The sequence below is a fragment of the Alcanivorax sp. 24 genome (genome assembly GCF_004360225.1).
Classification (GTDB): Bacteria; Pseudomonadota; Gammaproteobacteria; order Pseudomonadales; family Alcanivoracaceae; genus Alloalcanivorax; species Alloalcanivorax xiamenensis.
Genome location: NZ_SNUA01000023.1, coordinates 1 through 23,561, shown reverse-complemented (window position 1 = coordinate 23,561; position 23,561 = coordinate 1). Strand labels below are relative to the sequence as shown.

Annotated in this window: 23 protein-coding genes; 5 read left to right on the top strand and 18 right to left on the bottom strand. The window is 59.1% G+C overall.

All coding sequences use genetic code 11. From position 1 onward, the window contains the following. Positions 1–52: 52 nt before the first annotated feature. Positions 53–892 carry an ion transporter gene (locus E0L37_RS20310; protein ID WP_133493468.1) on the top strand — a complete coding sequence of 280 codons (840 nt, stop codon included), beginning with the start codon at positions 53–55 and terminating at the stop codon, positions 890–892. Positions 893–907: 15 nt separating this feature from the next. Here the strand turns inward: E0L37_RS20310 and E0L37_RS20305 are convergent, their stop codons facing one another. From E0L37_RS20305 to E0L37_RS20275, 7 genes are all read right to left on the bottom strand, one after another. Further along, entirely contained in the window at positions 908–1,270 is a 363-nt protein-coding gene (locus tag E0L37_RS20305) for an MmcQ/YjbR family DNA-binding protein (RefSeq protein WP_133493467.1), read from the bottom strand. Beyond that, on the bottom strand, positions 1,267–1,890 hold the full coding sequence (locus E0L37_RS20300) for a class I SAM-dependent methyltransferase (protein ID WP_133493466.1): 624 nt from the start codon (positions 1,888–1,890) through the stop codon (positions 1,267–1,269). The genes E0L37_RS20305 and E0L37_RS20300 overlap by 4 nt, the downstream gene beginning before the upstream one ends. 22 nt (positions 1,891–1,912) lie before the next feature. Beyond that, the gene (locus tag E0L37_RS20295) at positions 1,913–3,154 is read right to left on the bottom strand and encodes a YbfB/YjiJ family MFS transporter (RefSeq protein ID WP_133493465.1); all 1,242 of its coding nucleotides are present in this window, start codon (positions 3,152–3,154) and stop codon (positions 1,913–1,915) included. A 13-nt stretch (positions 3,155–3,167) separates the two neighbouring features. Beyond that, positions 3,168–4,142, bottom strand: coding sequence for an NAD(P)-dependent alcohol dehydrogenase (locus E0L37_RS20290; protein ID WP_133493464.1), 975 nt, complete (start codon positions 4,140–4,142; stop codon positions 3,168–3,170). 138 nt (positions 4,143–4,280) lie between these two features. Next, entirely contained in the window at positions 4,281–5,096 is an 816-nt protein-coding gene (locus E0L37_RS20285; protein ID WP_133493463.1) for a phytanoyl-CoA dioxygenase family protein, read from the bottom strand. 72 nt (positions 5,097–5,168) lie between these two features. Continuing rightward, the gene (locus tag E0L37_RS20280; protein ID WP_133493462.1) at positions 5,169–5,795 is read right to left on the bottom strand and encodes a glutathione S-transferase family protein; all 627 of its coding nucleotides are present in this window, start codon (positions 5,793–5,795) and stop codon (positions 5,169–5,171) included. Between the two features lie 129 nt (positions 5,796–5,924). Beyond that, positions 5,925–8,129 (bottom strand): OsmC domain/YcaO domain-containing protein, encoded by a 2,205-nt coding sequence (locus tag E0L37_RS20275; protein WP_133493461.1) that lies wholly within the window; start codon positions 8,127–8,129, stop codon positions 5,925–5,927. Positions 8,130–8,304: 175 nt separating this feature from the next. Here E0L37_RS20275 and E0L37_RS20270 point away from each other — a divergent pair, with 175 nt between their 5' ends. From E0L37_RS20270 to E0L37_RS20255, 4 genes are all read left to right on the top strand, one after another. After that, the gene (locus E0L37_RS20270) at positions 8,305–8,868 is read left to right on the top strand and encodes a sigma-70 family RNA polymerase sigma factor (RefSeq protein WP_166643108.1); all 564 of its coding nucleotides are present in this window, start codon (positions 8,305–8,307) and stop codon (positions 8,866–8,868) included. Beyond that, a complete protein-coding gene (locus E0L37_RS20265; protein ID WP_133493460.1) occupies positions 8,856–9,770 on the top strand; it encodes a FecR domain-containing protein in 915 nt (304 codons plus the stop codon). Before E0L37_RS20270 ends, E0L37_RS20265 begins: the two co-directional genes overlap by 13 nt. Positions 9,771–9,854: 84 nt before the next feature. After that, positions 9,855–12,152, top strand: a complete 2,298-nt coding sequence (locus tag E0L37_RS20260) for a TonB-dependent receptor (protein WP_133493459.1) — start codon at positions 9,855–9,857, stop codon at positions 12,150–12,152. Next, complete coding sequence (locus E0L37_RS20255) at positions 12,152–13,348, top strand: PepSY domain-containing protein (protein ID WP_133493458.1); 1,197 nt, start codon at positions 12,152–12,154, stop codon at positions 13,346–13,348. Before E0L37_RS20260 ends, E0L37_RS20255 begins: the two co-directional genes overlap by 1 nt. A 24-nt stretch (positions 13,349–13,372) precedes the next feature. On the opposite strand, the gene E0L37_RS20250 is transcribed toward E0L37_RS20255, so the two are convergent. The 11 genes from E0L37_RS20250 to E0L37_RS20200 all read right to left on the bottom strand — a co-directional run bounded on the left by E0L37_RS20250 (position 13,373) and on the right by E0L37_RS20200 (position 23,363). Then, the gene (locus tag E0L37_RS20250) at positions 13,373–15,700 is read right to left on the bottom strand and encodes an FdhF/YdeP family oxidoreductase (protein WP_133493457.1); all 2,328 of its coding nucleotides are present in this window, start codon (positions 15,698–15,700) and stop codon (positions 13,373–13,375) included. 174 nt (positions 15,701–15,874) lie between these two features. Next, positions 15,875–16,288, bottom strand: coding sequence for a GFA family protein (locus E0L37_RS20245; RefSeq protein ID WP_133493456.1), 414 nt, complete (start codon positions 16,286–16,288; stop codon positions 15,875–15,877). A gap of 61 nt (positions 16,289–16,349) precedes the next feature. Continuing rightward, positions 16,350–16,811 carry a hypothetical protein gene (locus E0L37_RS20240; RefSeq protein WP_133493455.1) on the bottom strand — a complete coding sequence of 154 codons (462 nt, stop codon included), beginning with the start codon at positions 16,809–16,811 and terminating at the stop codon, positions 16,350–16,352. Between the two features lie 9 nt (positions 16,812–16,820). Then, complete coding sequence (locus tag E0L37_RS20235; protein ID WP_240687524.1) at positions 16,821–17,498, bottom strand: penicillin-insensitive murein endopeptidase; 678 nt, start codon at positions 17,496–17,498, stop codon at positions 16,821–16,823. A gap of 161 nt (positions 17,499–17,659) precedes the next feature. Continuing rightward, complete coding sequence (locus tag E0L37_RS20230) at positions 17,660–18,727, bottom strand: 2,3-butanediol dehydrogenase (RefSeq protein WP_133493453.1); 1,068 nt, start codon at positions 18,725–18,727, stop codon at positions 17,660–17,662. Positions 18,728–18,981: 254 nt separating this feature from the next. Then, the gene (locus E0L37_RS20225) at positions 18,982–19,773 is read right to left on the bottom strand and encodes a fatty acid desaturase (RefSeq protein ID WP_133493452.1); all 792 of its coding nucleotides are present in this window, start codon (positions 19,771–19,773) and stop codon (positions 18,982–18,984) included. A 200-nt stretch (positions 19,774–19,973) separates the two neighbouring features. Continuing rightward, positions 19,974–20,252: a hypothetical protein gene (locus tag E0L37_RS20220; RefSeq protein ID WP_133493451.1), complete on the bottom strand. Its 279-nt coding sequence runs from the start codon at positions 20,250–20,252 to the stop codon at positions 19,974–19,976. 156 nt (positions 20,253–20,408) lie between these two features. After that, positions 20,409–20,888, bottom strand: a complete 480-nt coding sequence (locus E0L37_RS20215; protein WP_133493450.1) for a GNAT family N-acetyltransferase — start codon at positions 20,886–20,888, stop codon at positions 20,409–20,411. Positions 20,889–20,964: 76 nt separating this feature from the next. After that, positions 20,965–21,402, bottom strand: a complete 438-nt coding sequence (locus tag E0L37_RS20210; protein ID WP_133493449.1) for a hypothetical protein — start codon at positions 21,400–21,402, stop codon at positions 20,965–20,967. A 105-nt stretch (positions 21,403–21,507) separates the two neighbouring features. After that, positions 21,508–21,909, bottom strand: a complete 402-nt coding sequence (locus E0L37_RS20205) for a DUF1294 domain-containing protein (protein ID WP_240687523.1) — start codon at positions 21,907–21,909, stop codon at positions 21,508–21,510. Positions 21,910–22,278: 369 nt separating this feature from the next. Further along, positions 22,279–23,363, bottom strand: a protein-coding gene (locus E0L37_RS20200) for an IS3 family transposase (protein ID WP_133493448.1) whose coding sequence is annotated in 2 segments (ribosomal slippage) — positions 22,279–23,102 and positions 23,102–23,363 — 1,086 coding nt in all. Because the reading frame shifts where the segments join, the coding sequence is not laid out codon by codon here. Between the last annotated feature and the right edge of the window lie 198 nt (positions 23,364–23,561).

The window sequence follows — 23,561 nt, the reverse complement described above, 5'->3', positions numbered from 1 at the left end:
GGCCGGAAGCGGCCTCGGCGGCGCCAGGGAATTGCGAACGGAGAGATACAGTATGACAACGCTGGTCCTGAACGGTTGGCGCACACGGCTTGGGGAGTGGATCGAGTCTCCGCCCGTACGGCACCTGATTACCGCCCTGATCCTCCTCAATGCCATCGTTCTGGGGGTGGAGACTTCCACCGCCGCGGAAGAAGCCGCCGGCGGGTTACTGGCCCTGCTCAACAGCATTATCCTTGCGGTGTTCGTGGCGGAGATTGTGATCAAGCTGGCTGCGTTCGGCCCCCGCTTCTTTCGCTCCGGCTGGAACCTCTTTGACTTCCTTATCGTCGGCATTTCCCTCGCGCCCACCTCCGGTCAGTTGGCCATCCTGCGCAGCCTTCGCATCCTCCGGGTATTGCGGCTCCTGTCCACGGTCAAACGATTGCGCATGCTGGTGGAGTCCTTGATGCACTCCCTGCCCGGCATCGGCTGGACCGCGGCGCTGTTGCTGATGATGTTCTATATTTTCGGCGTAATGGGCACGGAGTTGTTCGGCGAGGCCTTCCCGGAATGGTTCGGCACGCTCGGAGCCAGCATCTACACCTTGTTCCAGATCATGACACTGGAAAGCTGGTCCATGGGCATTGCCCGTCCGGTCATCGAACAGTTCCCTCACGCCTGGGTCTTCTTCGTTCCCTTTATTCTCATCTCCAGCTTCATGGTTCTGAACCTGTTCATCGCCATTATCGTCAACGCCACGCAAGAAGTGCACGATCTGGAACTTCGGGAAGAAAGAGAGCGGGAAAATCAGCGCGCTCACGATGAGCGGCAGGAGATGTTGGACCTGTTGAGAACCATGGAGAATCGCCTGGGCACGTTGGAAGAGCGGTTGTCGGAGCAGCAAAACCGGTAACGGTTCTGCTTTTTCCTAGTCGATGAGCCCGAGCTCCCTCTGCTTTTTCCTGGTCAGCCCCGAGGCAACGATCCGGTGGGACTCCTTGATATAGTATCGGAGCGCCTCATCCGACTCATCGGGAGCGTCGTACTGCTGTATCCACTTCATCCCGCGGGAGGCCAGATAGGGTGCCGGCCGGTACCCCGGCTCCCCGGACAGAATATGGAAGTTAAGATCCGAAGCCTTGAACGTGAAGGCCGGCTTGCCATTCTTTGCCCACCCGCCAATGGCGAAAACCTTGCCACCCACCTTCCAGACATGGGAGCCGCCCCACTGGACGACATGGGAGGTCGCCGGCAGCGAACGGCAGAACGCGTTGAATTCTTCGTAGTTCACGGCAACGGCTTCCCGGCGACAATGAAAACCGATTCCCTGGTCACCCGCCATTCGTGATCGATATAGAACCCGGCATCGGTCAATAGTGCCACCAGTCCCTTCTGGCTCAACGGGCTGACATGGGGAGCCAACCCCAGACGCTGCATCACGGGAATCGTCCCTCGCCAATACCACGCCATTTCCGCGACCAGCGCGGTACTGGAAACAAAGACACCTCCGGGCTTGAGGACCTCATAAACCCTGCTGACGGCACCTGGCACTTCCTCCAGCAGATGCAGGATATTCAACCCCAACACCGCATCGAAACTGGATGGTATCAGTTTCAGGCTGTCCAGGCTGCCCTCCTGAAAGCGGATATTGGTAATTCCCGCCTCACGAACCTTCCCTTCCGCGATCTCCAGCATTCTGGGAGAAACATCCGTGGCCAGAATCCGGCCCACATGAGCGGCATGTTGGATCGCGGTACTGCCGGTACCACAGCCAAACTCCAACACCGACCAATCGCGTTGGAGATAGCTCCGGGTTATCGACAGCTTCTTCCGGTAGGTTTCTTCGTCCTTGACCGGGCTCCGGGCGTAACGAGGCGCCGCCTTGTCCCAGAAGACTCTCGCGCTTTTCATCCTCGCAACTCCTGAAAGGTGTCTAACTGGACTTACCGGCAAGCGCCGGAGACTCCGCCGGTACAGGGGGACGTTGCAACAGATTCACACAGGCGGCAATAGCCAATAGTAACGGAGACACCCAAAAGCCGGCTTCAATGCTGCCCGCCACATCGGAAATGGCACCGGCCAGGATCGGGCCAATGGTCTGGCCAAGCGCGAACCCTACCGTCAGCAGCGAAATGGCGGCGGTCCAGGACGCGGCCGACAACTGACGCTGTGCAACGATGGTGATCGAAGTGGGGCCCGCCATGAAACTGCCGCCGAACAGGATCGCCGACAGGAACATCGCCATCGGCCCCGGATAGAGCAGCACCGGCAGGGTGCCCAGCATGGCCGTCGCGAATACCAGGGCCGGCCCGCGACCGTCATTGAAGGCACCCAGCACCCGCCCCCATAGAAGATTGGTAACGGCGGACACCTGGCCCAGTGTGAACCAGAACCAGATCATCTGCTCGCTACTGCCTCCTTGTTCTTGCAACAGCGCCATAATGAAGGTCATGTAACCGACATAACCCGCCCCGAAAACACCGTAGCCGATCAACGTCGGCGCGATCCGCCGGCACTCCCGGGCATTCAGCAATGCCATGGTGCCACCCGCCGGTTGCTGCACCCGGCGGGCAGCCAGCCAGGCGGCGGGCAAGCCGGCGGCGCCGAGCACGCCCAACACGGTCCAACCCTCCGGCCATCGCTGCGCCCCCTCCCGCAGGATGATCGGTAAAGCCACGCCGGCAAGAATAACGCCGATACTGACCCCCGCCACATACACACCCACCAGGACTCCACGACGACGAGGGTTTTCCAACGGACAGATCGCGGAAACCAAACCCGCGCCAAGAATGAAGGTAACCGCCGTGGAAACGCCACCGACGGTTCTTAACATGATCAGAGCAGACAAGCTGGCCGTCATTGCCGTCAAAAGCAGGACCAGAACACTCACCGAGAAACCGGCCAGGAACGCTCGCGCCGTTCCCCACCGCCGGGCCAGCCAGGCCGCCACCAGGGCCCCGACGATATAACCCGCCCCATTGGCGGTATTGAGAGCACCGGCTTCCACGTAAGTCCATTGCAAATCCACCTGCATCGGCGGCAGCAGTAAACCGTATGCGAATCGAGATAGTCCCAGGGCAACCGCTGCGCCGGTGGATAACCCCAGAGCAGTAAAAATATCCCGGCAGAAGTTGCTTTTTTCGTCCATGGCTTTTTTCGTTGTATTTATCGGCATCGCTCTTTCCTTATCAAGCGTTCCGAGCGACTCCCTCCTCGGCAACGCCCACCACCACCTTACCCCGACAGCGCCCGGTGCGACTACGCTGGTAGGCCTGCTCGATATCGGCAAGATCAAATTCACTGTCGATCACCGGCCTGAGTTTTCCGTCATCCACCAGGGCTGACAGGGTCTCCAGATCCCTGCGCCGGGGAGCTACCATGATGTTCGCCGCATTCCGGCCCAACATACGATGTATCGGCGTCCCCAGCATCGACCGGGCGTGACCTCCGGTGGAAATGAACCAGCCGCCGGGAGCGATCAGATCAGCACAACCGCGAGGGGATTCATTGGCGGCCACATCAAAGACCAAATCGAAGGCCCCGTTACCGTGACGGTAATCTCCAAGGGTATAGTCGATCACCTCATCGGCACCAAGGTTACGGACGAGTTCCGTATTCTTACCGCTACACACACCGGCCACCTGGGCGCCGAGCGCCTTGGCAATCTGTACCGCGAAAGTACCCACCCCACCGGAGGCGCCGATGATCAGCACCTTGCTGCCGGCCTTGATTCCTCCCTTGCGCATCCCTTGCAATGCGGTGAGCGCCGCCAGCGGCATCGCCGCCGCCTCACGAAACGACAAGGAGACTGGCTTCTTGGCGATGCGGAACTGGCTGATACGCGTTCGTTCCGCCAGGGACGCGGTACGCAGATTCATGTCCATGCCATAAACCGCGTCCCCCACTTCGAAGTCGGACACATGACTCCCGGTCGCGATCACCGTCCCCGCCAGGTCATCGCCAAATAGCGGCGGGAGTCGACGACTCAGCGCTGGAGTCGCCAACAAGGCGAGGTGGTAGTTGAGCTTCCAGTCCTTGGGATTTACGGAGGCCGCCTGCACTCGCACCAGAACGTCATCCGGCCCCGGTTCACCGGGCTCCGGCATCTCCCGGACCACCAAGCGAGGGTTACGTCCCCAACCTGAAATCATCACCGCCTTCATACCGATGCTCCCTCGACATCATCTCAAAGCAGCTTAACAAGCCAGGCCCATCATTGTGCGCCGTTTCATCAGTGAAGCTCGAAGCGTCGGACGCGCCTTTTGGCCAGACAAACGCCCCCGGCCGGGAAAATCATACTCTTATCCTTCCTCGTAATCGGTAAAGCAATCATTTCTCCATCTTCTGATGCAAAAATTTCTTATCTCCGAATAATGGCACAAAGACAAAGTCTCATTTTCCTGATAGGCCAAAGTGGAAGAAGCGACTCCGAACTGAAGTACAATCACATCCCGATTTTCCGAACCTCGATTAGGATAGCCCCCATGTAGTATCTGAGAATGCAGTACCAAACCAGCTCCAGGGCTCACCTTCGGGAAGACCGCATCAGTTGAGGAGCATTCCTGAGAGGTTTCATGAGAGCCAGGAATCAGAGCCGTACCGCCATTGCCTTCCGACATAATTTGCAGCGGAAGCAGGAAGCGAACGGTCTTATCGTCAGTTGTGGAAAAATAGGTATTACTTGCATCCCTATGCCAGCCGATGGCAGGTCCAATTCCCGCGGGCTTACGTGTCAGATTCGAATGATGAAAAACCACATCCTGCAAAGAGCAGCCAAGTAAAAGGGAGGTACATCTCCAGAGAGAAGGCGAGGCTATGACTTGAGCGAACCGCACATCACGGGCAACCAAATCACCAATAATGAACGGCTCGGCTTCCCAGCGCGCCGCGTTCACACCAGGATTGCGCTGTGGATGCCGTGATGTCACGGCTGCCACGCTAATCGCGTCTCGGGTTACCAGCCGCTCCCCCGCCCGATACCGCTCGATCAGGCCGCGTGATAGCTGCGCCGCCAGCCCCAGATGTCGTCCGGTAAGCAGACCGGGAACGACGGTGTAACCGTCTGCAGCGAAAGCACTTTTGATACCTTCCTCATTCACTATAAGACCGCCATCCATTGCTAAAACGCCCTCTCCTGTTTCGCCCTATTGGGCCCTTCCTCCATCCGAACCTGATATTTCCATACCAGCTTATCTTGCCGGATCCCTAACCACTCCGGAAGTGGACGGAGGAGCCGTGGGCCGTGAGTACATGGATGTCAGATACGCCGACAATGCCGGGAAGCCCCTAAGCATCTTCTCTTCGTTGGCCCAGTCCAGCGTGTAAGCGGTGTTAAAGTCGGCCACGCTGAGCCGGTCGGCAACCATGAACTCATGCGTCTTCATATGCTGCTCGAGCACGGCCAGCATCTCCAGGCACTCCTGCCTGGCCAAGTCCACATCCTGGGGTAGCTGCTTCTCTTTGGGGTACAGGAAGGTATGACGCGCGATGCGCCATAGCGGCTGTTCGATTTCGGTAGCCAGGAAAAAGATCCAGCGGTACATCTTTGCCCTGTCTTCCACGACCTCCGGGATAAAACCGGCCTGGGAGTATTTATCGGCGAGGTAAAGCTGGATTGCGGACGACTCGGTGATCACCAGATCGCCATCCACCAGAACAGGGACTTTGCCGGCGGGGTTAAGGGCGAGAAAGTCCGCTTCCCGGGTCTCACCCTTCAGAATATCCACCGGGAGCATCTGGTACTCCAGGCCCAGTTCATTGAGCAACCAGATAACACGCAGAGCACGGGTCGGCGGTGTTCCGTACAGCTTGATCATTGTCATCTCCATTGATTCGAACAACCTGTTGTCCAGGTTAGTCGAATGGCGCCGATGGAGTTCGACATGCCGTCAGCCTGGCATCGATTCATGGGCCAAAGGCATATTCTCCCCTTAGCCCCCCAACACTCAAGTGGCCTTCGACAGCGTGCTCTGCCATCTGGCCGCCCGCGCCGCATGGAGTTTTTTGTAGCTCTCGATCAAGCGCAGGTGCTTGTCCAGACCCTCCAGCTGCATGTTGGTGGGCGTCAATCCCGGGAAGCGGATGGAGCCCTCCACGGCGCCGACCACGGTACTCATGGTGTCCTCGCCATACATACGGCGCAGGTTCACCAGGTAGTGGTCCAATTCCAGCTCCTGGTCCAGCGTGATCTCCAGCACGGCACTAACTGCTCGGTAGAACAGATTGCGCTCCACCGTATTGTCGTTGTATTGCAGGAAGGCCTCCACTCGCTCCAGGGCCTCCTCGTGCTGTCCCAGTGCCAGGTTGATCAGCAACTTCAACTCCAGAACCGTGAGTTGCCCCCAGACGGTGTTTTCATCGAACTCGATGCCGATCAGGGTAATGATGTCGGTGTAGTCGTCGATCTGGCTTTCTTCCAAGTGCCCGGCCAGGTCAGCCAGTTGATCGTCACTCAGCCGATGAAGGTTGAGGACATCTTCCCGATAATCCAGGGCTTTGTTGGTGTTGTCCCAGATCAGATCGTCCACCGGGTACACCTCGGAGTAACCGGGGACCAGAATCCGGCACACCGGCGCGCCCAGGTCCTCATGGACCGCCATGTACACTTCCTTGCCCATCTCCCCCAGGATATCGAACAGCTTTGTCGCTTCTTCCACCGTGGTGCCGGAGAAATCCCATTCGTGGAAGTCATAATCCGCCTTGGCGCTGAAGAAACGCCAGGACACCACGCCGCTGGAATCGATAAAGTGTTCCACATAGTTGTTGGGTTCGGTCACCGCCAGGTTGTTGAAGGTTGGCGGCGGGAAATCGTTCAGCCCCTCGAAACTCCGCCCTTGCAGCAGTTCCGTCAGACTGCGCTCCAGGGCCACCGCCATGCTCGGATGCGCGCCGAAAGAAACGAACACACCGCCGGTGCGCGGGTTCATCAACGCCACGCAGGCCACCGGGAATTGGCCGCCCAGGGAAGCGTCCTTGACCAGCACCGGGAACCCCTGGGCTTCCAGTGCCTCAACGCCCTCCACCAGGTTCGGATATTTCGCCAACACCGCCGGCGGCACGTCCGGCAGAGCCAACTCCTCCTCGATAATCTGTTTTTTTACCGCCCGTTCGAAAATTTCCGACAGACACTGCACCTGCGCTTCGGGCAGAGTATTGCCGGCGCTCATGCCGTTACTGAGAAACAAATTCTCAATCAGATTGGAGGGAAACCAGACCGTCTCGCCATCCGAGCGGCGCTCGAAAGGCAGAGAGCAAATGCCCCGTTCCACATTACCGGAATTGGTATCAATCAGATTGGAGCCGCGCAGCTCGCCCTCGGGGTCATAAATGGCCAGACAACGCTCATCCAGAATGCCTTCGGGCAGTTCGTCCTCCGGGCCAGGCGGGAACCAGCGCTCGTTCGGGTAATGCACGAAGGCACTGTTGGCAATCTCCTCACCGAAAAACTGATCGTTGTAGAAGAAATTGCAGCTCAGCCGTTCGATGAATTCCCCCAGGGCCGAACACAACGCACTTTCCTTGGTGGCGCCCTTGCCGTTGGTGAAGCACATCGGCGACGCCGCATCGCGAATGTGCAGAGACCAAACATGCGGCACGATATTCCGCCAGGAAGCGATCTCGATCTTCATGCCCAGCTCTTCGAGGAGCCCGGTCATGGTGGCGATGGTCTCCTCCAGCGGCCGGTCCTTGCCCTCGATATAGGTGCGCGACGCACCATCGAGCCCCGCCATCAACAACGCCTGGGCATCCTCGTCCAGATTCTCCACCGTCTCTATCTGAAACTCCGGCCCGGTCTGTACCACCTTCTTCACCGTGCAACGATCGATGGAGCGCAGAATGCCTTGCCGGTCCTTGTCGGAAATGTCTTCCGGCAGCTCCACCTGAATACGGAAGATCTGGTTGTAGCGGTTCTCCGGGTCGACGATGTTGTTCTGCGACAATCGGATATTGTCGGTGGGGATATCTCGCGCCTTGCAGTACACCTTGACGAAGTAAGCCGCGCACAGTGCCGACGACGCCAGGAAGTAATCGAACGGGCTCGGTGCCGAACCGTCACCCTTGTAGCGGATCGGCTGATCGGTGACGACGGTGAAGTCGTCGAACTTGGCTTCCAGGCGGAGGTTGTCGAGGAAGTTGACCTTGATTTCCATGGGAGGGATCCGGGTTGGGGAGTTTGACGCTCGGGGGCTTGGATGAGCGCCATTATCCTGATTTTGCAGGGGTTCGTCTTGGCGGGCTCGAGGGGGTGCAAAAACACGCCCGGTTGCAGCCTTTTTGCCTTTAATTGATAATCACTCTCAACTCTGAAGCACAGTATCGGAACTCATGACCGGGACAGCCACTAACCCACGGCCCTTGCCTCCTCGCTCCCAAGGCGAGATCAGCGCTTTGTATGAGGCGCATCACGGCTGGCTGACCCACTGGCTGCATCGTCGCCTGCGCTGTCCCCAGGACGCCGCGGATCTGAGCCATGATACTTTCCTGCGCCTGATTCTCGGCGACCAGCCCCTGGAGGCACTGCGCGAGCCGCGTGCTTATCTTCTGGTCATTGCCAGCCGCCTGCTGATCAACCGCCACCACCGCAAACAGGTGGAGGAGGAAGCCCTGCGCCAGGTCGCCATCTTGCTGGAAACCCGGGACATCCGGGGACCGGCGGAGATCGCGGCGGCCCGGAATCTGCTGGTCAGTGTCGTCAAGCTGCTGGTCGACGAGTTACCGGAAAAGCCCCGCCGCGCCTTCCTCATGGCACGCCTTGAAGGACTCAGTTACCGGCAGATCGGACGCCGGCTGTCGGTCTCCGAAAGCAGCGTCAAACAATACCTGGCCCGGGCGCTGGCCCATTGCCACGCCCGGCTCTATGACAGCCTGGACCCGCCGTGTCGGACTTGAACCGTATCCGCCAGCAAGCCGCCGAATGGGTGGTGGCCTTGCAGGAGGCCGGCTCCGATGAGCGCGCACGGCTGCAAGCCGAGTGCGAAATCTGGCAGGCGGGGGATCCTCGGCGACGCCAGGTGCTCGAGCAGATCCAGCGAATATGGCAGGCTCCCGAACCCGCCCTCGAACGACGCCGCAAACGCCGGCGTCAATTGACCGGCCTGGGCTCGCTGCTACTGCTGGCCTGGTCCGGCACCCAGCTTCCCTGGGTTTATTGGGGCGCGGACTATCGCACCGCCGCCGGCGAGATCCGCACCGTGCCCCTGCCCGACGGCAGCCAGATCGTGCTTAACAGCAACAGCGCCATGGATCTGGACTACACCGAAGGGGCCCGCACCGTGAAACTGGTGCGCGGCGAACTGCTCGCCACCGTGGCCAAGGGCCAGGATGCGCCTTTCCAGGTAGAGACGCGGGACATCAGCGCCACCGCCCTGGGCACCCAGTACACGGTGAAACTGGCGGACACCTACAGCCGGGTGGCGGTGCAGGAATCCACCGTGGCCGTGACCTCCCATAACGGCGGCGCCCCCCTCCGCCTGGCTTCCGGGCAACAAGCCGACCTGAACCGCGATGGATTGATCGCCCAGAGTACCGCCCCCGCCCATCGGCCGGATTGGGCGGACGGACAACTGGTCTTCAACAACACCCCTCTGCCGCAAGTGGTCGAGCGTCTGAGTCACCACCGTGCCGGTATGCTGGTGCTGGATGAAACGCTGACCGCCGGCCAGCGTGCTCCCCACTTTACCGGCGTGCTGCCCGCCGACGACAGCGACGCGGCCCTGGCGCTACTGAGCGACGCCCTGAACCTGAAGGTACAACGCTTCACACCCTGGTATGTGATCTTGAAGCGACAATAAAAAATCGTACTTCGTACTGCCCGATTGGCTTCCTGCTTTGTCTTCATCAGTAGAGACACCGCGAAAATAACGCTGGAGCCAATAATGATCCTGAAGACCGGAACGACATCCCCCAAGGCGCTGCTGCTGCTTGGCTTGCTGGCCCCCTTGCTGCTCACTCACCCGGGCAGCGCACGGGCTCAACCACCCGTCCCCATCCATCTGCCTGCCCAACCGTTGGATCGGGCCATCATAGAACTGGCCCGCCAGACCGGCCTGACCATCGGCGGCGACGCCTCACTGCTTCAAGGCAAACAGGCTCCCGCGCTCAGCGGTGAGTACACTCCGGAAGAGGCGCTGCGTGCTCTGCTCGCCGGCAGTGGCGTCACCGTGATCCACGGTACCAACGGCTACAAACTGGAAAGACTGCCTCGGCAGGAGAACACGCTGGAGGCGGTCTCCGTCTATGGCCGCCTGAGAAACGACACCGTCGAGGCCATCCCGCAAAGCGTAAACGTCTACGACCGGGAAAACTTCGATCTGGCCGGCGCCGATACCGTGGGCGACGTGGTACGTCTCACCCCCAGCGCCAACCGCTCCGGCTCCGGCCGCGACATGTTCGCCGACGATTTTCTGATTCGCGGCTTCAACGCCGAGCAATCCGTCAACGGCCTGGGCTTCCGGCAAACCGATCACCCCACCGACCTCGCCAATGTGGAGCGTCTGGAAGTCCTCAAAGGCCCGGCCTCGGTACTGTACGGTCAGATGGAACCGGGCGGCACCATCAACGTCGTGACCAAGCAGCCGCTGGACTATTACCAGGCGGAAGTCAGCGCCGAGTACGGACGCTACGATTACCACCGCACCACCCTGGACGTGACCGGCCCGCTCAATGATCGGGTGCGTGCCCGCCTCAACCTGGCGCACCAGGACAGCCACGGTTCCATGGACCATTGGGGGTACGAGCGGCTGTTCGTGGCACCCAATGTGACCGTGGACCTCACCGACACCACCCACCTGACGGTGGAAGGCAGCTACTCACGCAACGAATGGACCGCCCTGCCCGGCGGCGCCCCGGCGGAGGGCGCCATCGAGCCCAATCCCAATGGCGACTACGGCGACGACTTCAACGTCGCCGGGAAAGACGGCGTCACCGACCGCGACTCGATCTACCTGAACACCCGGCTTACCCGGGCGCTCACCGATAATATCGACGCGCGCCTCAGCTACGCCTATACCCGCAACAGCGCCGACTGGCGCGAATACGCGCCCTTCGGCCTGGGCGCGGACTTCCGCACTCTGAACCGCATCATCTTCGCCAGCGACGACGCCAGGCAAACCGACCATGAAGTGATCCTGGACCTCAGCGGAGAAGCCACCACCGGCGCGCTCAAACACCGTTTCATCACCGGCATCAACTACCGGGAATCCGACAGCACCCGTCCCACCCAGATTTACCTGATCGACCCCATCGACCTGTACCAACCCGTTTACGGCCCCATGGACCTGAGCACCCTGGCCCGCGACCGCGGCTTCACCCAGACCGACCGCATCCTGGCTGGCTTCGTCCAGGACCGCATCACCGTGGCGGAAAAATGGCATGTGCTCGCCGGCCTGCGCTACACCGACGCGGAACAGTCCCAGAAGACCACCGACTTCCTCGACAACAACAGCATCACCCGCGCCGAACTCGGTGAAACCGCCTGGACCACTCAGTTCGGCCTGGTCCATGACCTCAGCGACAACGCCTCACTCTATGTGAGCCGCAACGAAGCCTTCGTGCCACAGCAAGGCACCACCTCTGGCCGCCAACCCCTGGACGCGGAAGAAAGCGTGCAGTACGAAGTGGGCGTGCGCGTCAACGCCGGCCGCCTCAACATCAACGCAGCCGGCTTCATCATCGAAAAAGACAACATGCCCATCAGCGACCCGCTCAACGCCGGCTTCCTGGTGGCACAGGGCCGCGCCCGCTCCCAGGGCGCCGAGCTCACCGTGGACGGCTACGCCACCAGCAACCTCTACCTGAGCGCCGGCTACGGCTACACCGACACCGAAGTGCTGCGCACCGACGACGCCACCCTGGAAGGCAACCGCTTCGTCAACGTGCCCCTGCACACCGCCGCCCTGCAAAGCCGCTACTACCTCAACGCCGTCACCGGCCTGAGCCTGGGCGGCACTGTCGCCTACGTGGACGAACGCCCCGCCAACGCGGACAACAGCGTCTCTCTGCCCGCCTACACCCGCCTGGACCTGGGGGCCTACTATGCCATCACCGATGCTTTGCAACTGGACCTGTTGTTCAACAATGTCACCGACGAAGAGATCTTCTCCCCCGGCTCCTTCGACGGCGTGATCCGTGAAGAGGGCCGCACTTATCTGGCGCGCCTGAAGTACCTGTTCTGATGCGCAAACGGCTGGTGCTACTGCACCGCTACATCGGGCTGGTGATGGCGGGTTTCCTGATCATCGCCGGCCTGACCGGCGCTGTGCTGGTGTGGTATTACCCGCTGGATGCGCTGATCAACCCGGGCCTGCTGCGAGTGGAACCACCGGCGGCGGACAGTGAGCCGCTCTCGCCATTCATACTGCGGGAAAAGGTCGATGCCGCTTTTCCCGACGCCGCGGCAAACTGGATGATGCTGGCGCCGCCGGATGCCCACGGCCCGATGCGCTTTTTTATTGCCCCAGAGCTCGGTGGCGCGGCCCTGCCCATGGACGAAATATTTGTTGACCCTTACAGCGGCGACATACTGGGGGGACGGCTGTGGGGCGACATCACGGCGGGCCCCACCAACCTGATGCCATTCATCCACCGCCTGCATCACGCCCTGGCATTGGGCACCATCGGCACCTGGGCGTTCGGTATTGTCAGTCTTCTGTGGGTCCTGGACTGCTTCATTGGTGCCTGGCTCACCTTCCCGCCCCGGCAAAGCCGTAACGGTCCACCGCGCCCTCACCGCTTCTGCAAGCGTTGGATCCCGGCGTGGAAAATTCGCTGGCGCGCTGGCCCCTATAAACGCCGCTTCGATCTCCATCGCGCCGGCGGCCTGTGGCCCTGGGCTCTGCTGCTGGTGTTCGCCTGGAGCAGCGTGGCCATGAACCTCCATGTGGAGGTCTATCGCCCCACCGCCGGGCTGTTTCTGACTTTCCAGGAAGATCCATTGGTGGACATCCCGACACAGGACACGCCTTCCCGCCACCCCCAAATCGGCTGGGAGCAAGGCTTCCTGATCGCCCGGCAAAGATTGGAGACCCTGGCGGCGGAGCGTGGCTTTTCCATCAAGGCGGTGGAGCGCTTCGCCTACCACCCGGACAAGAACACACTCAAACTGATGGCCCGCACCAGCAGTGACGTCAACCAGCGCTTTGGTGAAACCTGGGTCTACGTGGACGCCACCACCGGCGCGCCGCTCGGGCACTACCTGCCAACTGGAGAAGCCTCTGGCGACACCCTCACCTCCTGGTTGACCACTCTGCACATCGCCGCTTTGGGTGGGCTGCCTTACCGGATAGCCGTAACCCTCCTCGGCCTGGTGATCGTCATGCTCAGCGTCACCGGGGTGATGATCTGGTGGCGGAAACGGAAGGCGCGAAGATAAACATTCCCGCGTCATCAGCTCCTATCAAGCTATCCGCTTCGGGGCGCTGCTTTTCTCCAGGCGGATGGCGATCAGCTTGGAGGTGGGTGTAAAGCTGCCGTCACCATAGCTGTCCATGGGCACCAGCGGGTTGGTTTCCGGGTAATAGGCGGCGGCCTGGCCGGCGGGGACATCGTACTCGAGCAGCATGAAATCACGGACCCGCCGTTCCACGCCATCACGCCATAGAGAAACAACATCGACCTTGTCGCCATGCTGGAATCCCAAACGTTCGAGGTCGGCACGATTGACGAACACCACCTTGCGGCCGCCGTGCACGCCCCGGTAACGGTCATGCAGGCCGTAGATGGTGGTGTTGTACTGATCGTGGGAGCGTAGCGTCTGCAGCACCAGATCCGGTTTGGCGCCAGAAGCCAGCGTCTCCGCATCCACCAGGGTGGCCGGTAGTGCGTGGCTGACCAATTGGGCACGACCGGATTCGGTGTGCCATTGGCGGTCGCGGGCGGGATTGCCCAGGTAGAAGCCGCCCGGCGTCTTCAACCGCGCGTTGAAGTCGTCAAAACCGGGAAGGGTGTCCTGGATCAGATCACGAATATGGCCGTAGTTTTCCACCAGGGCGCTCCAGTCCACCGGTGTCTTGCCCAGGGTGGCTTCGGCGATACCGGCGATGATCGCCGGCTCGGACCGCATTTGCTTCGATAAAGGCCGCAGCTGTCCATGGGACAGGTGCACCATGCTGAATGAATCTTCCACGGTGACGCCCTGCGGGCCGTCCGCTTGCTCATCAATGTCGGTACGCCCAAGGCAGGGCAGGATCAATGCCTCGTGGCCGCAAATCAGATGGCTGCGGTTGAGCTTGGTACTGATCTGAACGGTCAGTTCGCAGCTCCTCAGGGCCTCATGCGTGCGCGCCGTATCCGGCGTGGCCTGGGCGAAATTGCCGCCCAGCGCCAGAAACACCTTGATCTTGCCCGCCACCATCGCCTGCAGCGTGGTAATCACGTTGTATCCGGGCTCGCGCGGCGGTGTAAAACCGAACCGTTCTTCCAGGGCATCGAGCAAGGCCGCCGGCGGTTCGTCGGCAATGCCCACGGTACGATCCCCTTGCACATTGGAATGGCCACGCACCGGGCACAGTCCGGCGCCCTCGCCGAACTGGCCACGCAACAACTGCAGATTGGCGATCTCCTGGACCGTGGCCACGGAATGCTTATGCTGGGTAATGCCCATGGCCCAGCAGATAATCACCCTTTTACTGTCGCGATGAATGCGCGCGGCCTGTTCCAGAACGTCGCGGCTGATCCCTGATTGAGCCTCGATCCGTTCCCAGCTGGTGGCGTCCACCATCGCCAGGTACTGCTCCATGCCGTCGGTGTGTTGGGCGATGAAGTCATGATCGAACACCGCTTCGCCGCCGCTGGCCAGGGCTTCCCGATCCCACCGCAGCAACCACTTCACCATGCCGCGCACCGCCGCCATGTCACCGCCCAGAGCCGGGCGAAAGTAAGCGGTGTTCAGCGGCGATGAGGACTGAGTCAGCATTTCCAACGGATCCTGAGGCGCCTGGAACCGTTCCAGCCCCCGCTCTTTCAGCGGATTGAACACCGCCACCTGGGCTCCGCGTTTCACCGCATCACGGATCGGCTCGAGCATGCGCGGATGATTGGTGCCCGGGTTCTGGCCAAACAGGAACAACGCGTCGGCTTTGTCGAAATCCGCGAAGGTGACAGTGCCCTTGCCGGTGCCGATACTTTCGATCAGGGCCACACCGCTGGCCTCGTGGCACATATTCGAGCAATCCGGGAAGTTATTGGTACCAAACGTACGCACGAACAACTGGTACAAATAGGCCGCCTCGTTACTGGCACGCCCGGAGGTATAGAAGCTGGCCTGATGGGGACTTTCCAGCTCATTGAGATGGCGCGCGATCAACGCGAAGGCGTCGTCCCAACGGATCGGCTTGTAGTGATCGGTTTGCCGGTCATACACCATCGGCTCGGTAATCCGGCCCTGGAACTCCAGCCAGTAGTCATCCTGTTGCAACAATTCGGTAACGCTGTACTTCTCGAAAAAGGCGGCATCCACGCGACGGCTGGTGGCTTCCCAGTTAACCGCCTTGGCGCCGTTCTCACAGAACTTGATCATGCCGCTTTCGGGGGATTCTCCCCAGGCGCAGCCCGGACAATCGAAACCGTTGCTTTGGTTGGTCTTGACCATGGCATAGAGGTTCTTGAACGGCTGCTTGCTCTCAAACCAATGGTCGGTGACGGCGCGCAGGGCGCCCCAACCCGCGGCCGGGCCCTTGTACGGCTTGAAGCGCAGACGGTCGGCGGGGGGAAGCGTGTCGCTCATGGTGCGTCTCCGATGTCCGGACGGGGCAGCCGGCAGTAAAGCCGGGGGCCCCGTGGCGGAGCAGATGGATCAGGTTGAGGCCACTGTAGCACCACCTCAGGAAAGAAGCGGCGGCAAGGCGAGATTCAGGATAAGACGATTTCCGGAATGGGGCAAAGTGGTGGCCGGCGTGGGTCAGGCGCTTTGCCTATCCGCGGGGTGATTGACACCGTCATTCGTCGGCACGCCCTCTATCTTCAACGGATTAATGCCTTCCAGACAGGCGACATTGAAACCATACTGTGATGGATTGGAGCGTCTTTGATGGTGCGTATAGATCCCGCAACGACCACAAAAATAATGCTTCGCCGTCATCGTGTTGAATTGATACAGCCTGAGAACATCCTCGCCTTTCACTATCCGGATACCAGACAGGGGCACCGAGGCCACTATCGCCCCCCTTCGCCGACATAGAGAGCAATCGCACCTACGCACTTCAGCCAGCCCGTCGGGGAGATCGAATTCAAGCTCCACCGAACCGCAATGGCATGTCGCCTTGTGTTTGGGACGAATCGGCACGCCATCGACTTCACGCAGGTTATCCATCATGGTTCCTTTCCTTCCAATTAAGACCGAGATCAGGTAGCCCGGCGGCAGATAACCGGAAACATCAGCCCCCGACATTACAACGCTGATGGTTCTCCATTTCCCGCATGAATTCCGGCAGATCGGCCGCATTCGGCGATGCTTCATGGCCAATGTAGCCGAACTCTGACCCAAGGAACGCCTTCAGTTCTGCTAATAGTCCATTGGCGAAAGCTTCATCACCAGCATCCGTGGAAAGGCCGTAGATCACGTGACCGTCCTTGAGATAGAACACCATTGCATGCTCTGGCTTTCCCTGATTTACCGCTCTCCAGTATGCGGCGTATTCCGCCCTCTGGTTTGCACCGCAATACTTCACCAGCTCCAGGGCCTTCGAATATACGACGTCAGGGGATTCCGAAAATTGAGGGATTTCATATTCGTCAGCACTTTCTTCTCTGTCGGGAAGAAAGCAATTCAGGAAGTCTTCCACTGTCTTTTCATCTCTTTTGTCGGAGATGACGTAGATATCCGAGTATTCTGGCATATGTCTGCCTCAACGTACCTGTTTGCAGGGCAGGTCAAAGTCGACATGGTAATGCTCATCGTGACGCACCCAGGACCGCCTGGTGGAAAACTGTATGTTGCCACGCAAGTACTCCGCGTACCTGGTCTTATAAAGGTTCGGCTGTAACTCAGGGTCGAAGATAACCCGCCACAGCTCGTGGCCCCGTGACGTCGCTTGCCGGTGCAACGCCACGATATGAGCGGCCATCGCCTCATAGTCGATCCGCAAGCCCTCGTAGGCACTATCGCCATCAAACTCGATGTCATAACCAAAACGGTTGAGAGGATGGCTCGGAAGATGAACGGATTGCCCCTCGGAATCCACCACCGGAACCATGAAATCCACCGACAACCCGTTCATGTGAGTCTTATGAGGCTCGAACCGGCCGCCTTCCTTGAACCCGGTCTCCGCGTACTTGTAGACCTTCTCCGGTTGTTCCTTTTCCAGGTCCTGGTAAGCGGATACCACGATGTCTCTTACTTCGGAATGGACATAGGTTCGTCCCGCTGCGTGAGCCATGGCGCTGTAACTCTCAAAATTGCCGCCGCTCAATGGCAGCTTGACACCGCCAGCGAGACTGCCCTTTGACGTGGTTCCATAGCAAGTGCTTTCCTTGGCCACCGCCAATACCGGGAGAAGTAGAAAAACAACGGTGAGTCTTCGCATAGGCATCCTCCGCGCCAACATCCCTGGCACTCAGGATCGCACAGAAGCGTATTGAACGGGACACCCGTGGTCGTTCCCGTGTTCTGGCCTTCCTTTCCACCGGTTTAACCCGTTTCACTCCAGAACAGGTAGCGGGTGGGACCAGTCCCACCCAGGCGTGCTCAACTTATTCGAGGCTGAACAATGATCTTCACAGCGGATTCATTGTTATGGATCAGGGTATCGAACCCTTTCGAAACCAGATCATCCAATTGAATACGCTGGGTGATGAAGGGCTCCAGGTTGATCCTGCCCTCCTCCACCAGCCGGATCGTTTCCTGGTGGTCATTGCAGTACGCAATGGTCCCACGCACGTCGAGCTCCTTCATTACCACACTATGTACGTTGACGGTGGCCGGATGACTCCAGATGGACACAATCACCACTACGCCGGCGGAAGCAGTCGCAGCCACCAGGGTATCCAGGACTTTGTTCACACTGGAGCATTCAAACGCCACATCCACGCCTCTGCCCTCGGTGATCTTCATCACTTCCTCGACCACATCCACTTCGGAGGGGTCCAGAATATGGTCGGCGACACCGGACTCGGAGGCCTTTTTCTTGCGCGCGCTGCTGAGCTCCGTGACGATAACGCTCAGCCCCTTGGCTTTCAGAATCGCTGAGAGCAGCAAACCAATAGGCCCGGCGCCGCCGACCAGCGCCACATTACCAGCCTTGGCGCCGCTGCGAGTGAATGCGTGGTGCCCCACGGACAGGGGCTCGATCAAGGCAGCCTGGTCCAGCGGAATATCCTTGGAGATCGGGTGCACCCAACGGCGCTTAACCGCGATTTTCTCGGACAGGCCACCACCACGGCCACCCAGGCCGATGAAGTTCATATTCTTGGACAGATGATACTTATCACCGGGCCCGGTGGGCACCTCATCCGCCACGATGTAAGGCTCCACCACCACATGCTGACCGACTTCGATGTCGCTCACCCCTTCCCCCACGGCATACACCACACCAGAAAACTCATGGCCCATGGTAACAGGGGCTGACTCCTTGGAGATGGGATGCGGATGGCCACAGGGAGGAATAAAGATCGGCCCTTCCATGAACTCATGTAAATCCGTACCGCAGATACCACACCATGCCACCTCGATACCGACCGTACCGGGCTCCACCACGGGCTCCGGTATGTCCTCGATGCGGATATCGCCACGGTCATAAAAACGTGCTGCCTTCATTATTCTGCTCCTTACGTTTTTGTTAGCGATATCCAGCAAAATACGCACCAACATCGCTGTCGGCCGTCAGGAGCATGAAGTCACGGGATCATCTGAATAAGAGAAGGGAGCGTGCGGTCTCAGATGCTATCTTTTTTACAGGTGTAACGTGCCAACTGTCACAAGCATTACAGGTGCCCCCCGCGCTTGAACTCGTCAGAGCCCCGGGGCCGGCTGATAACCCACTTGCACAGCCCGAAGACACATATCGGCTCCTAGAACACCTTCTTGGCCACCAAGTCCGGCGCCATGGTATCCAGACGTCTTGCAAGAATATCGAGCTTGCAAGTAGGGACGGCCGGAAAGAGATGATGCTCAACATGGAAAAACATGTTGTAGGTGAGCAGCGCTTTGAGCCTGCCTCGGATGGTTCGGGCCTTCAGCTTCTCCGCTTCACAATCGTGATGCACGGTCCAGACCGCAAAGAAGGCCGTAAGACACTGCCCTACGGCCATGGCCAGCACGTGATACTCCAGCCATTTAACCTCAAGGGCACCGAAAACGAGCCCCACCCAGGCCACATTCGCCACCAGCTCCGCGAGTATCCAGCCTCGCTGGCGCCGACTGCCTACTTCGATGGCCTTCAGATGCAGACGCAACGGGAAAAGCGGACCGATAAGGACCGCTTGCCACCCGGGCAACCGCGCACTCATCGCCTCAATATCTTCCTCCTCCATGCAATAGCGATGGTGGCGAAGATGATTAATCTGAATCGCGTGCATGGAACCGAGCATAAGGATGCTCAGCCCAAACATCACCCACTCCGTCAGGCGACGCGAAATGCCAAGGGCATAGTGATAGGCATTGTGGACCTGCCGTAGGCCGGTGAGAAAAAACATGAACGAACAGATGAGCGCAATCAGATATTGCTCATACGAGGCGGCCACCCAGGAACCGACCAGCCACGGAAGGGAAATACTCAGCTCGTTCAGGATTTCCAGACGATTGAGGGACAGTAGATCCTTCCACTCAATTGTGCGTAGGCGGTCTATTTCGTCCTTGTGCATTCCTTCTCCTTTTGCGGATAACGCCTGTCACACGTAGCTGAAACAGCGCAGCTATTGGGGCTTAGATTAGATTTTTGCCAAGCGGACCAGTCCCTGCTTTCTCCCCAACTCAATCAACCTTAGCCTTAAAGGGGCAAAACGCAAGGCCTACCCCCCTAATCACCAGATGACGAGAAAGCTCACTCTGCTCCCTAGAAGGTTTAAGTTACAAAAAATGCGAATAATAAAAACGCCAACAGAATCAGAAGCGCTATACGCAGATTGCGTCGCGCCCTCAAAAGGGAAACGCTCTTCGTTCCGTCTAGCGCCGAACCATAAACTGCTGTCAGATACATGCCGAAGTTATAGAATAAATTTGGACTTCCCCATCGACGATACGATTCCGGTTCATCTCTGCGCCAATCCCTTAGAAATTTAGCAGCAGTAATAACCGATACTATGACCAAGAAAGCCATCCAAGCGATGATAATTTCGTCCATTTCTTTTCCAGTCCCCAAATCAAGGTCACTTCACTCCATATACCCCGAAGTCGCCAGTAATGATTTTCAAAAAGGCATATCGAGTTATAATTCATACCTTTACTTCTCGACATACTCTTCTGAGATGGGCGGAAGACAAGAGCTGTCTCAAAGCTGCTATCTTGTGACTGGGCCAGGCAGAAGCGTTTTCTCCATAAATGCGCTTAGTGGGTCATGGCCGTAGCGGCCAAACGGAGTACGTTTAACATATCCACGATTTCGATAAAGCGATAGAGCCTCTGGCTGGTTTATGCCCACCTCAAGCCTGGCTGCTTGGACACCACGCTCAACAAGATATTGCTCGACCTTCTCCATCAAAGCATTCGAAATTCCACGCCGCCGATAGGCCGATGCGACAAAAAGCCGCTTGATTTCTCCATAACGCATCTCTTCATCTTCAAGCAACTTCACCGCGCTACAGCCCGCCAGGGCGCCATCGACAAAGCACCCAAACAAGGTAACGTTTGGCTGGCTCAGATCCGTTACGCTCTCCAGATGATTGCTCTCCGCTGGGTATAACGCAGCCATATACCGGTCAGATTGCTCCAGCAATGTCGCAACCTCGGGTAACCCTGGGTCTATAGGCGCGATCTTCACAGACTTCCTCCCAATGGCAAGCATGGGCGCCCACGTCGGCCAGCACGAGAGCTAGAGCCGCAGCGAACCGGCGGGCTCAAGGCGCGGCGGCGAAGCCCACGAACAGCACCAGGAAACCGCCGATCTCGGCGATCACCAACACCCACATGAAACCGCTTATCAACCACGCCGGCAAGGACCCGGCGCCGAAGGCGTGCGGCTTCTGCAGCTGGTTACGCGTGTCCTTGAGCGCGCCGTGCAGAATATAACTGCCCACCGCCAAAGCGAAAAACAGCACCGACGCCAACACCGCCAGCACGTTCACCCACTCCGGCCAGACACTGAGCACCGCGAAGCGCTCCAGCACCAGACAAGCGAAGGCGTACATCAGGCTCGCCCGGTGGGCGATGTCCACATAGTAATGCGCCCGGGCCTTGTCACTGCCCCTGATCTGAACGTACTTCCACACCCCGGTCAGCAGGCCGACCAGAAAGAACAGCCCGCAACTCCACAATGCCAATGTGCTCGCCGTCATAGCGCCCTCAGTTCATCAGCCAAGCCCGGACTATGTCACCAACCCCACCGGCACGCCTTGGCCGCACGGCCCGGGGCCGGACCTGACAACGCAACACGCCCCTCGCTAAAGGCCGTCCCGGAGGCCTTCCCCCAGCCCGGAAAGCAGCGGCCAACCCGGCCCGCCATTCACAAAGAGCAACCACCCCAGCGCCCCCAGATTGGCCGCCACCACCAGGTAGAACACCACCTGGAACGACGTCTTGCGGGTCTTGTGGCGGAACACCCACTGCGCCAGCAAAGCACCGGGCCAGCCCCCCAGCAGCTCGACCAGATGCAGCCGCGCCTCGGGCGTGCGCCAACCACCACGCACCGAAGCCCGCCTATCCAAGCCATAAAGTGAAAAGCTCAGCACGCTCATCAGCGCGTAGAAACCGACGAACCATCGCCGTTCAGACTCAGAAGCGAGAATGGCCAACCCGACGAAAAACGCCACCACGACCAGCAAGGCAGGCAGGAATCGGTTCACGCGGGCAACGGATGATCGTTTCCCCGAAGATGCTTTAGATTTCATCGTCCATGGACCCAACCTTTCACGTTACGGTAAGTGGGATTCCCGCTCCCAGAAGCGCCAACAGCAAGCCTCCGCCCCAAGACGGCAACCGACTGGATTTCCAGAGCATTGCCACCCAGAGGGAAGGAAACCCGCCAAGGTTATCACGCCGTGGGCTTTAAGGGCCGGACCTTGCGTTTTGTTTATCTGGACCTGATTTTCCGAAAAGGTAAAACGCAATGTAATCCCCCCGAAAAGTAATCGAAGTTTTGAGTAGAGACTTTTACACTGATCGCAGAAGGAGCTGTAATCCCCCCATTTTTAATCGACCGGATGAGTAGAGGGTCAACCTGCCTGTAACAGTTGGGCTGGCGGCACGCCACCAATAGCCGAGTTCGGTCGTTCGTTATTGTAATGCCAGAGCCACTGGGTCGCTAACAGCTGAGCATGAGCAACGCTGGTGAACTCATGCAGATCCAGCCATTCATGCCGTGCGGTCCGGTTGAACCGCTCAATGTAGGCATTCTGAGTCGGTTTCCCTGGCTGAATATAGATCAGCGTAATTCGCCTCCTGTTCGCCCACTCCACCAGCGCCTGCGAGATATATTCCGGGCCGTTATCACAGCGCAGGGCGGCGGGCTTCCCTCGCCATTCGATGATCTGGTCAAGCGCACGTATCACTCGTTGTGCAGGCAGTGACAGGTCAACTTCAATACCGAGCCCTTCGCGATTGTAGTCGTCGAGCACATTGAATGTTCTCAACGACTTGCCGCTGACCAGCTGGTCGCCCATGAAATCCATCGACCAGACCTGATTCGGCGCCGTCGGCACCGTCAATTCGCCGGGATAACCCCGCTTGATTCGCCGCCGGGGCTTGATCCGTAGGTTAAGCTCCAGCTCCCGGTAGATCCGATACACCCGCTTGTGGTTCCAGGCATAGCCTCTCACGTTACGTAAATACAGGAAACATAACCCGAATCCCCAGCGCTTGTGGGCCTGCGTGAGCTTGAGCAGCCACTCCGCAATCAGGGCGTTCTCGCCGTCGAGCTTCGCCTGGTAGCGGTAGCAGGTTTCGCTAATGCCGTACACCACACAGGCCAGCCGGATACTGATCCCGTGCTTGGCCACGCCCTTCATGGCCATCTCCCGGCGTTGAGACGGCCTTACAGCTTTCCCTCCAGGGCCTCCTGGCGCAGCTCGGCTTTGAGCCGTTCTTCCGCATACATCTTCTTCAGACGGGCGTTCTCGGCCTCCAACTCCTTCAGCCGTTTCATCAGCGACGCGTCCATGCCGCCAAACTTCGACCGCCACTGATAGATCAGCGCCGTACTCACGTTGTGTTCACGGGACAACTCCGCCACCGGAACCCCAGCTTCGTGCTGCTTCAGAATCGCCACTATCTGACTGTCGGAAAATCGAGACTTCTTCATACGTCGCTCCTCAATGCGATCAGTGTAAAAGTCTCTACTCAAAACCTCGATTACTTTTCGGGGGGATTACAGGGCCTTACGCGGGTAAAGGCGCCAGCGAACACACCCTGTTCCGTTCGTTGCTGCCTGGCTTCAATGCCGGCGATATCCTCCTGGGGGACGGTCTGTATGGTAGTTATGTGATTCTGGCGGACTGTC

Excerpts from the sequence above, each read along its gene's own strand:
- E0L37_RS20240 (WP_133493455.1), bottom strand. The coding sequence starts at position 16,811 with ATGCCAGAATACTCGGATATCTACGTCATCTCCGACAAAAGAGATGAA.
- E0L37_RS20300 (WP_133493466.1), bottom strand. The coding sequence starts at position 1,890 with ATGAAAAGCGCGAGAGTCTTCTGGGACAAGGCGGCGCCTCGTTACGCC.
- E0L37_RS20295 (WP_133493465.1), bottom strand. The coding sequence starts at position 3,154 with ATGCCGATAAATACAACGAAAAAAGCCATGGACGAAAAAAGCAACTTC.
- E0L37_RS20230 (WP_133493453.1), bottom strand. The coding sequence starts at position 18,727 with ATGAAGGCAGCACGTTTTTATGACCGTGGCGATATCCGCATCGAGGAC.
- E0L37_RS20285 (WP_133493463.1), bottom strand. The coding sequence starts at position 5,096 with ATGGATGGCGGTCTTATAGTGAATGAGGAAGGTATCAAAAGTGCTTTC.
- E0L37_RS20275 (WP_133493461.1), bottom strand. The coding sequence starts at position 8,129 with ATGGAAATCAAGGTCAACTTCCTCGACAACCTCCGCCTGGAAGCCAAG.
- E0L37_RS20235 (WP_240687524.1), bottom strand. The coding sequence starts at position 17,498 with ATGCGAAGACTCACCGTTGTTTTTCTACTTCTCCCGGTATTGGCGGTG.
- E0L37_RS20245 (WP_133493456.1), bottom strand. The coding sequence starts at position 16,288 with ATGATGGATAACCTGCGTGAAGTCGATGGCGTGCCGATTCGTCCCAAA.
- E0L37_RS20255 (WP_133493458.1), top strand. The coding sequence starts at position 12,152 with ATGCGCAAACGGCTGGTGCTACTGCACCGCTACATCGGGCTGGTGATG.
- E0L37_RS20250 (WP_133493457.1), bottom strand. The coding sequence starts at position 15,700 with ATGAGCGACACGCTTCCCCCCGCCGACCGTCTGCGCTTCAAGCCGTAC.
- E0L37_RS20220 (WP_133493451.1), bottom strand. The coding sequence starts at position 20,252 with ATGGACGAAATTATCATCGCTTGGATGGCTTTCTTGGTCATAGTATCG.
- E0L37_RS20280 (WP_133493462.1), bottom strand. The coding sequence starts at position 5,795 with ATGATCAAGCTGTACGGAACACCGCCGACCCGTGCTCTGCGTGTTATC.
- E0L37_RS20270 (WP_166643108.1), top strand. The coding sequence starts at position 8,305 with ATGACCGGGACAGCCACTAACCCACGGCCCTTGCCTCCTCGCTCCCAA.
- E0L37_RS20210 (WP_133493449.1), bottom strand. The coding sequence starts at position 21,402 with ATGACGGCGAGCACATTGGCATTGTGGAGTTGCGGGCTGTTCTTTCTG.
- E0L37_RS20310 (WP_133493468.1), top strand. The coding sequence starts at position 53 with ATGACAACGCTGGTCCTGAACGGTTGGCGCACACGGCTTGGGGAGTGG.
- E0L37_RS20290 (WP_133493464.1), bottom strand. The coding sequence starts at position 4,142 with ATGAAGGCGGTGATGATTTCAGGTTGGGGACGTAACCCTCGCTTGGTG.
- E0L37_RS20260 (WP_133493459.1), top strand. The coding sequence starts at position 9,855 with ATGATCCTGAAGACCGGAACGACATCCCCCAAGGCGCTGCTGCTGCTT.
- E0L37_RS20225 (WP_133493452.1), bottom strand. The coding sequence starts at position 19,773 with ATGCACAAGGACGAAATAGACCGCCTACGCACAATTGAGTGGAAGGAT.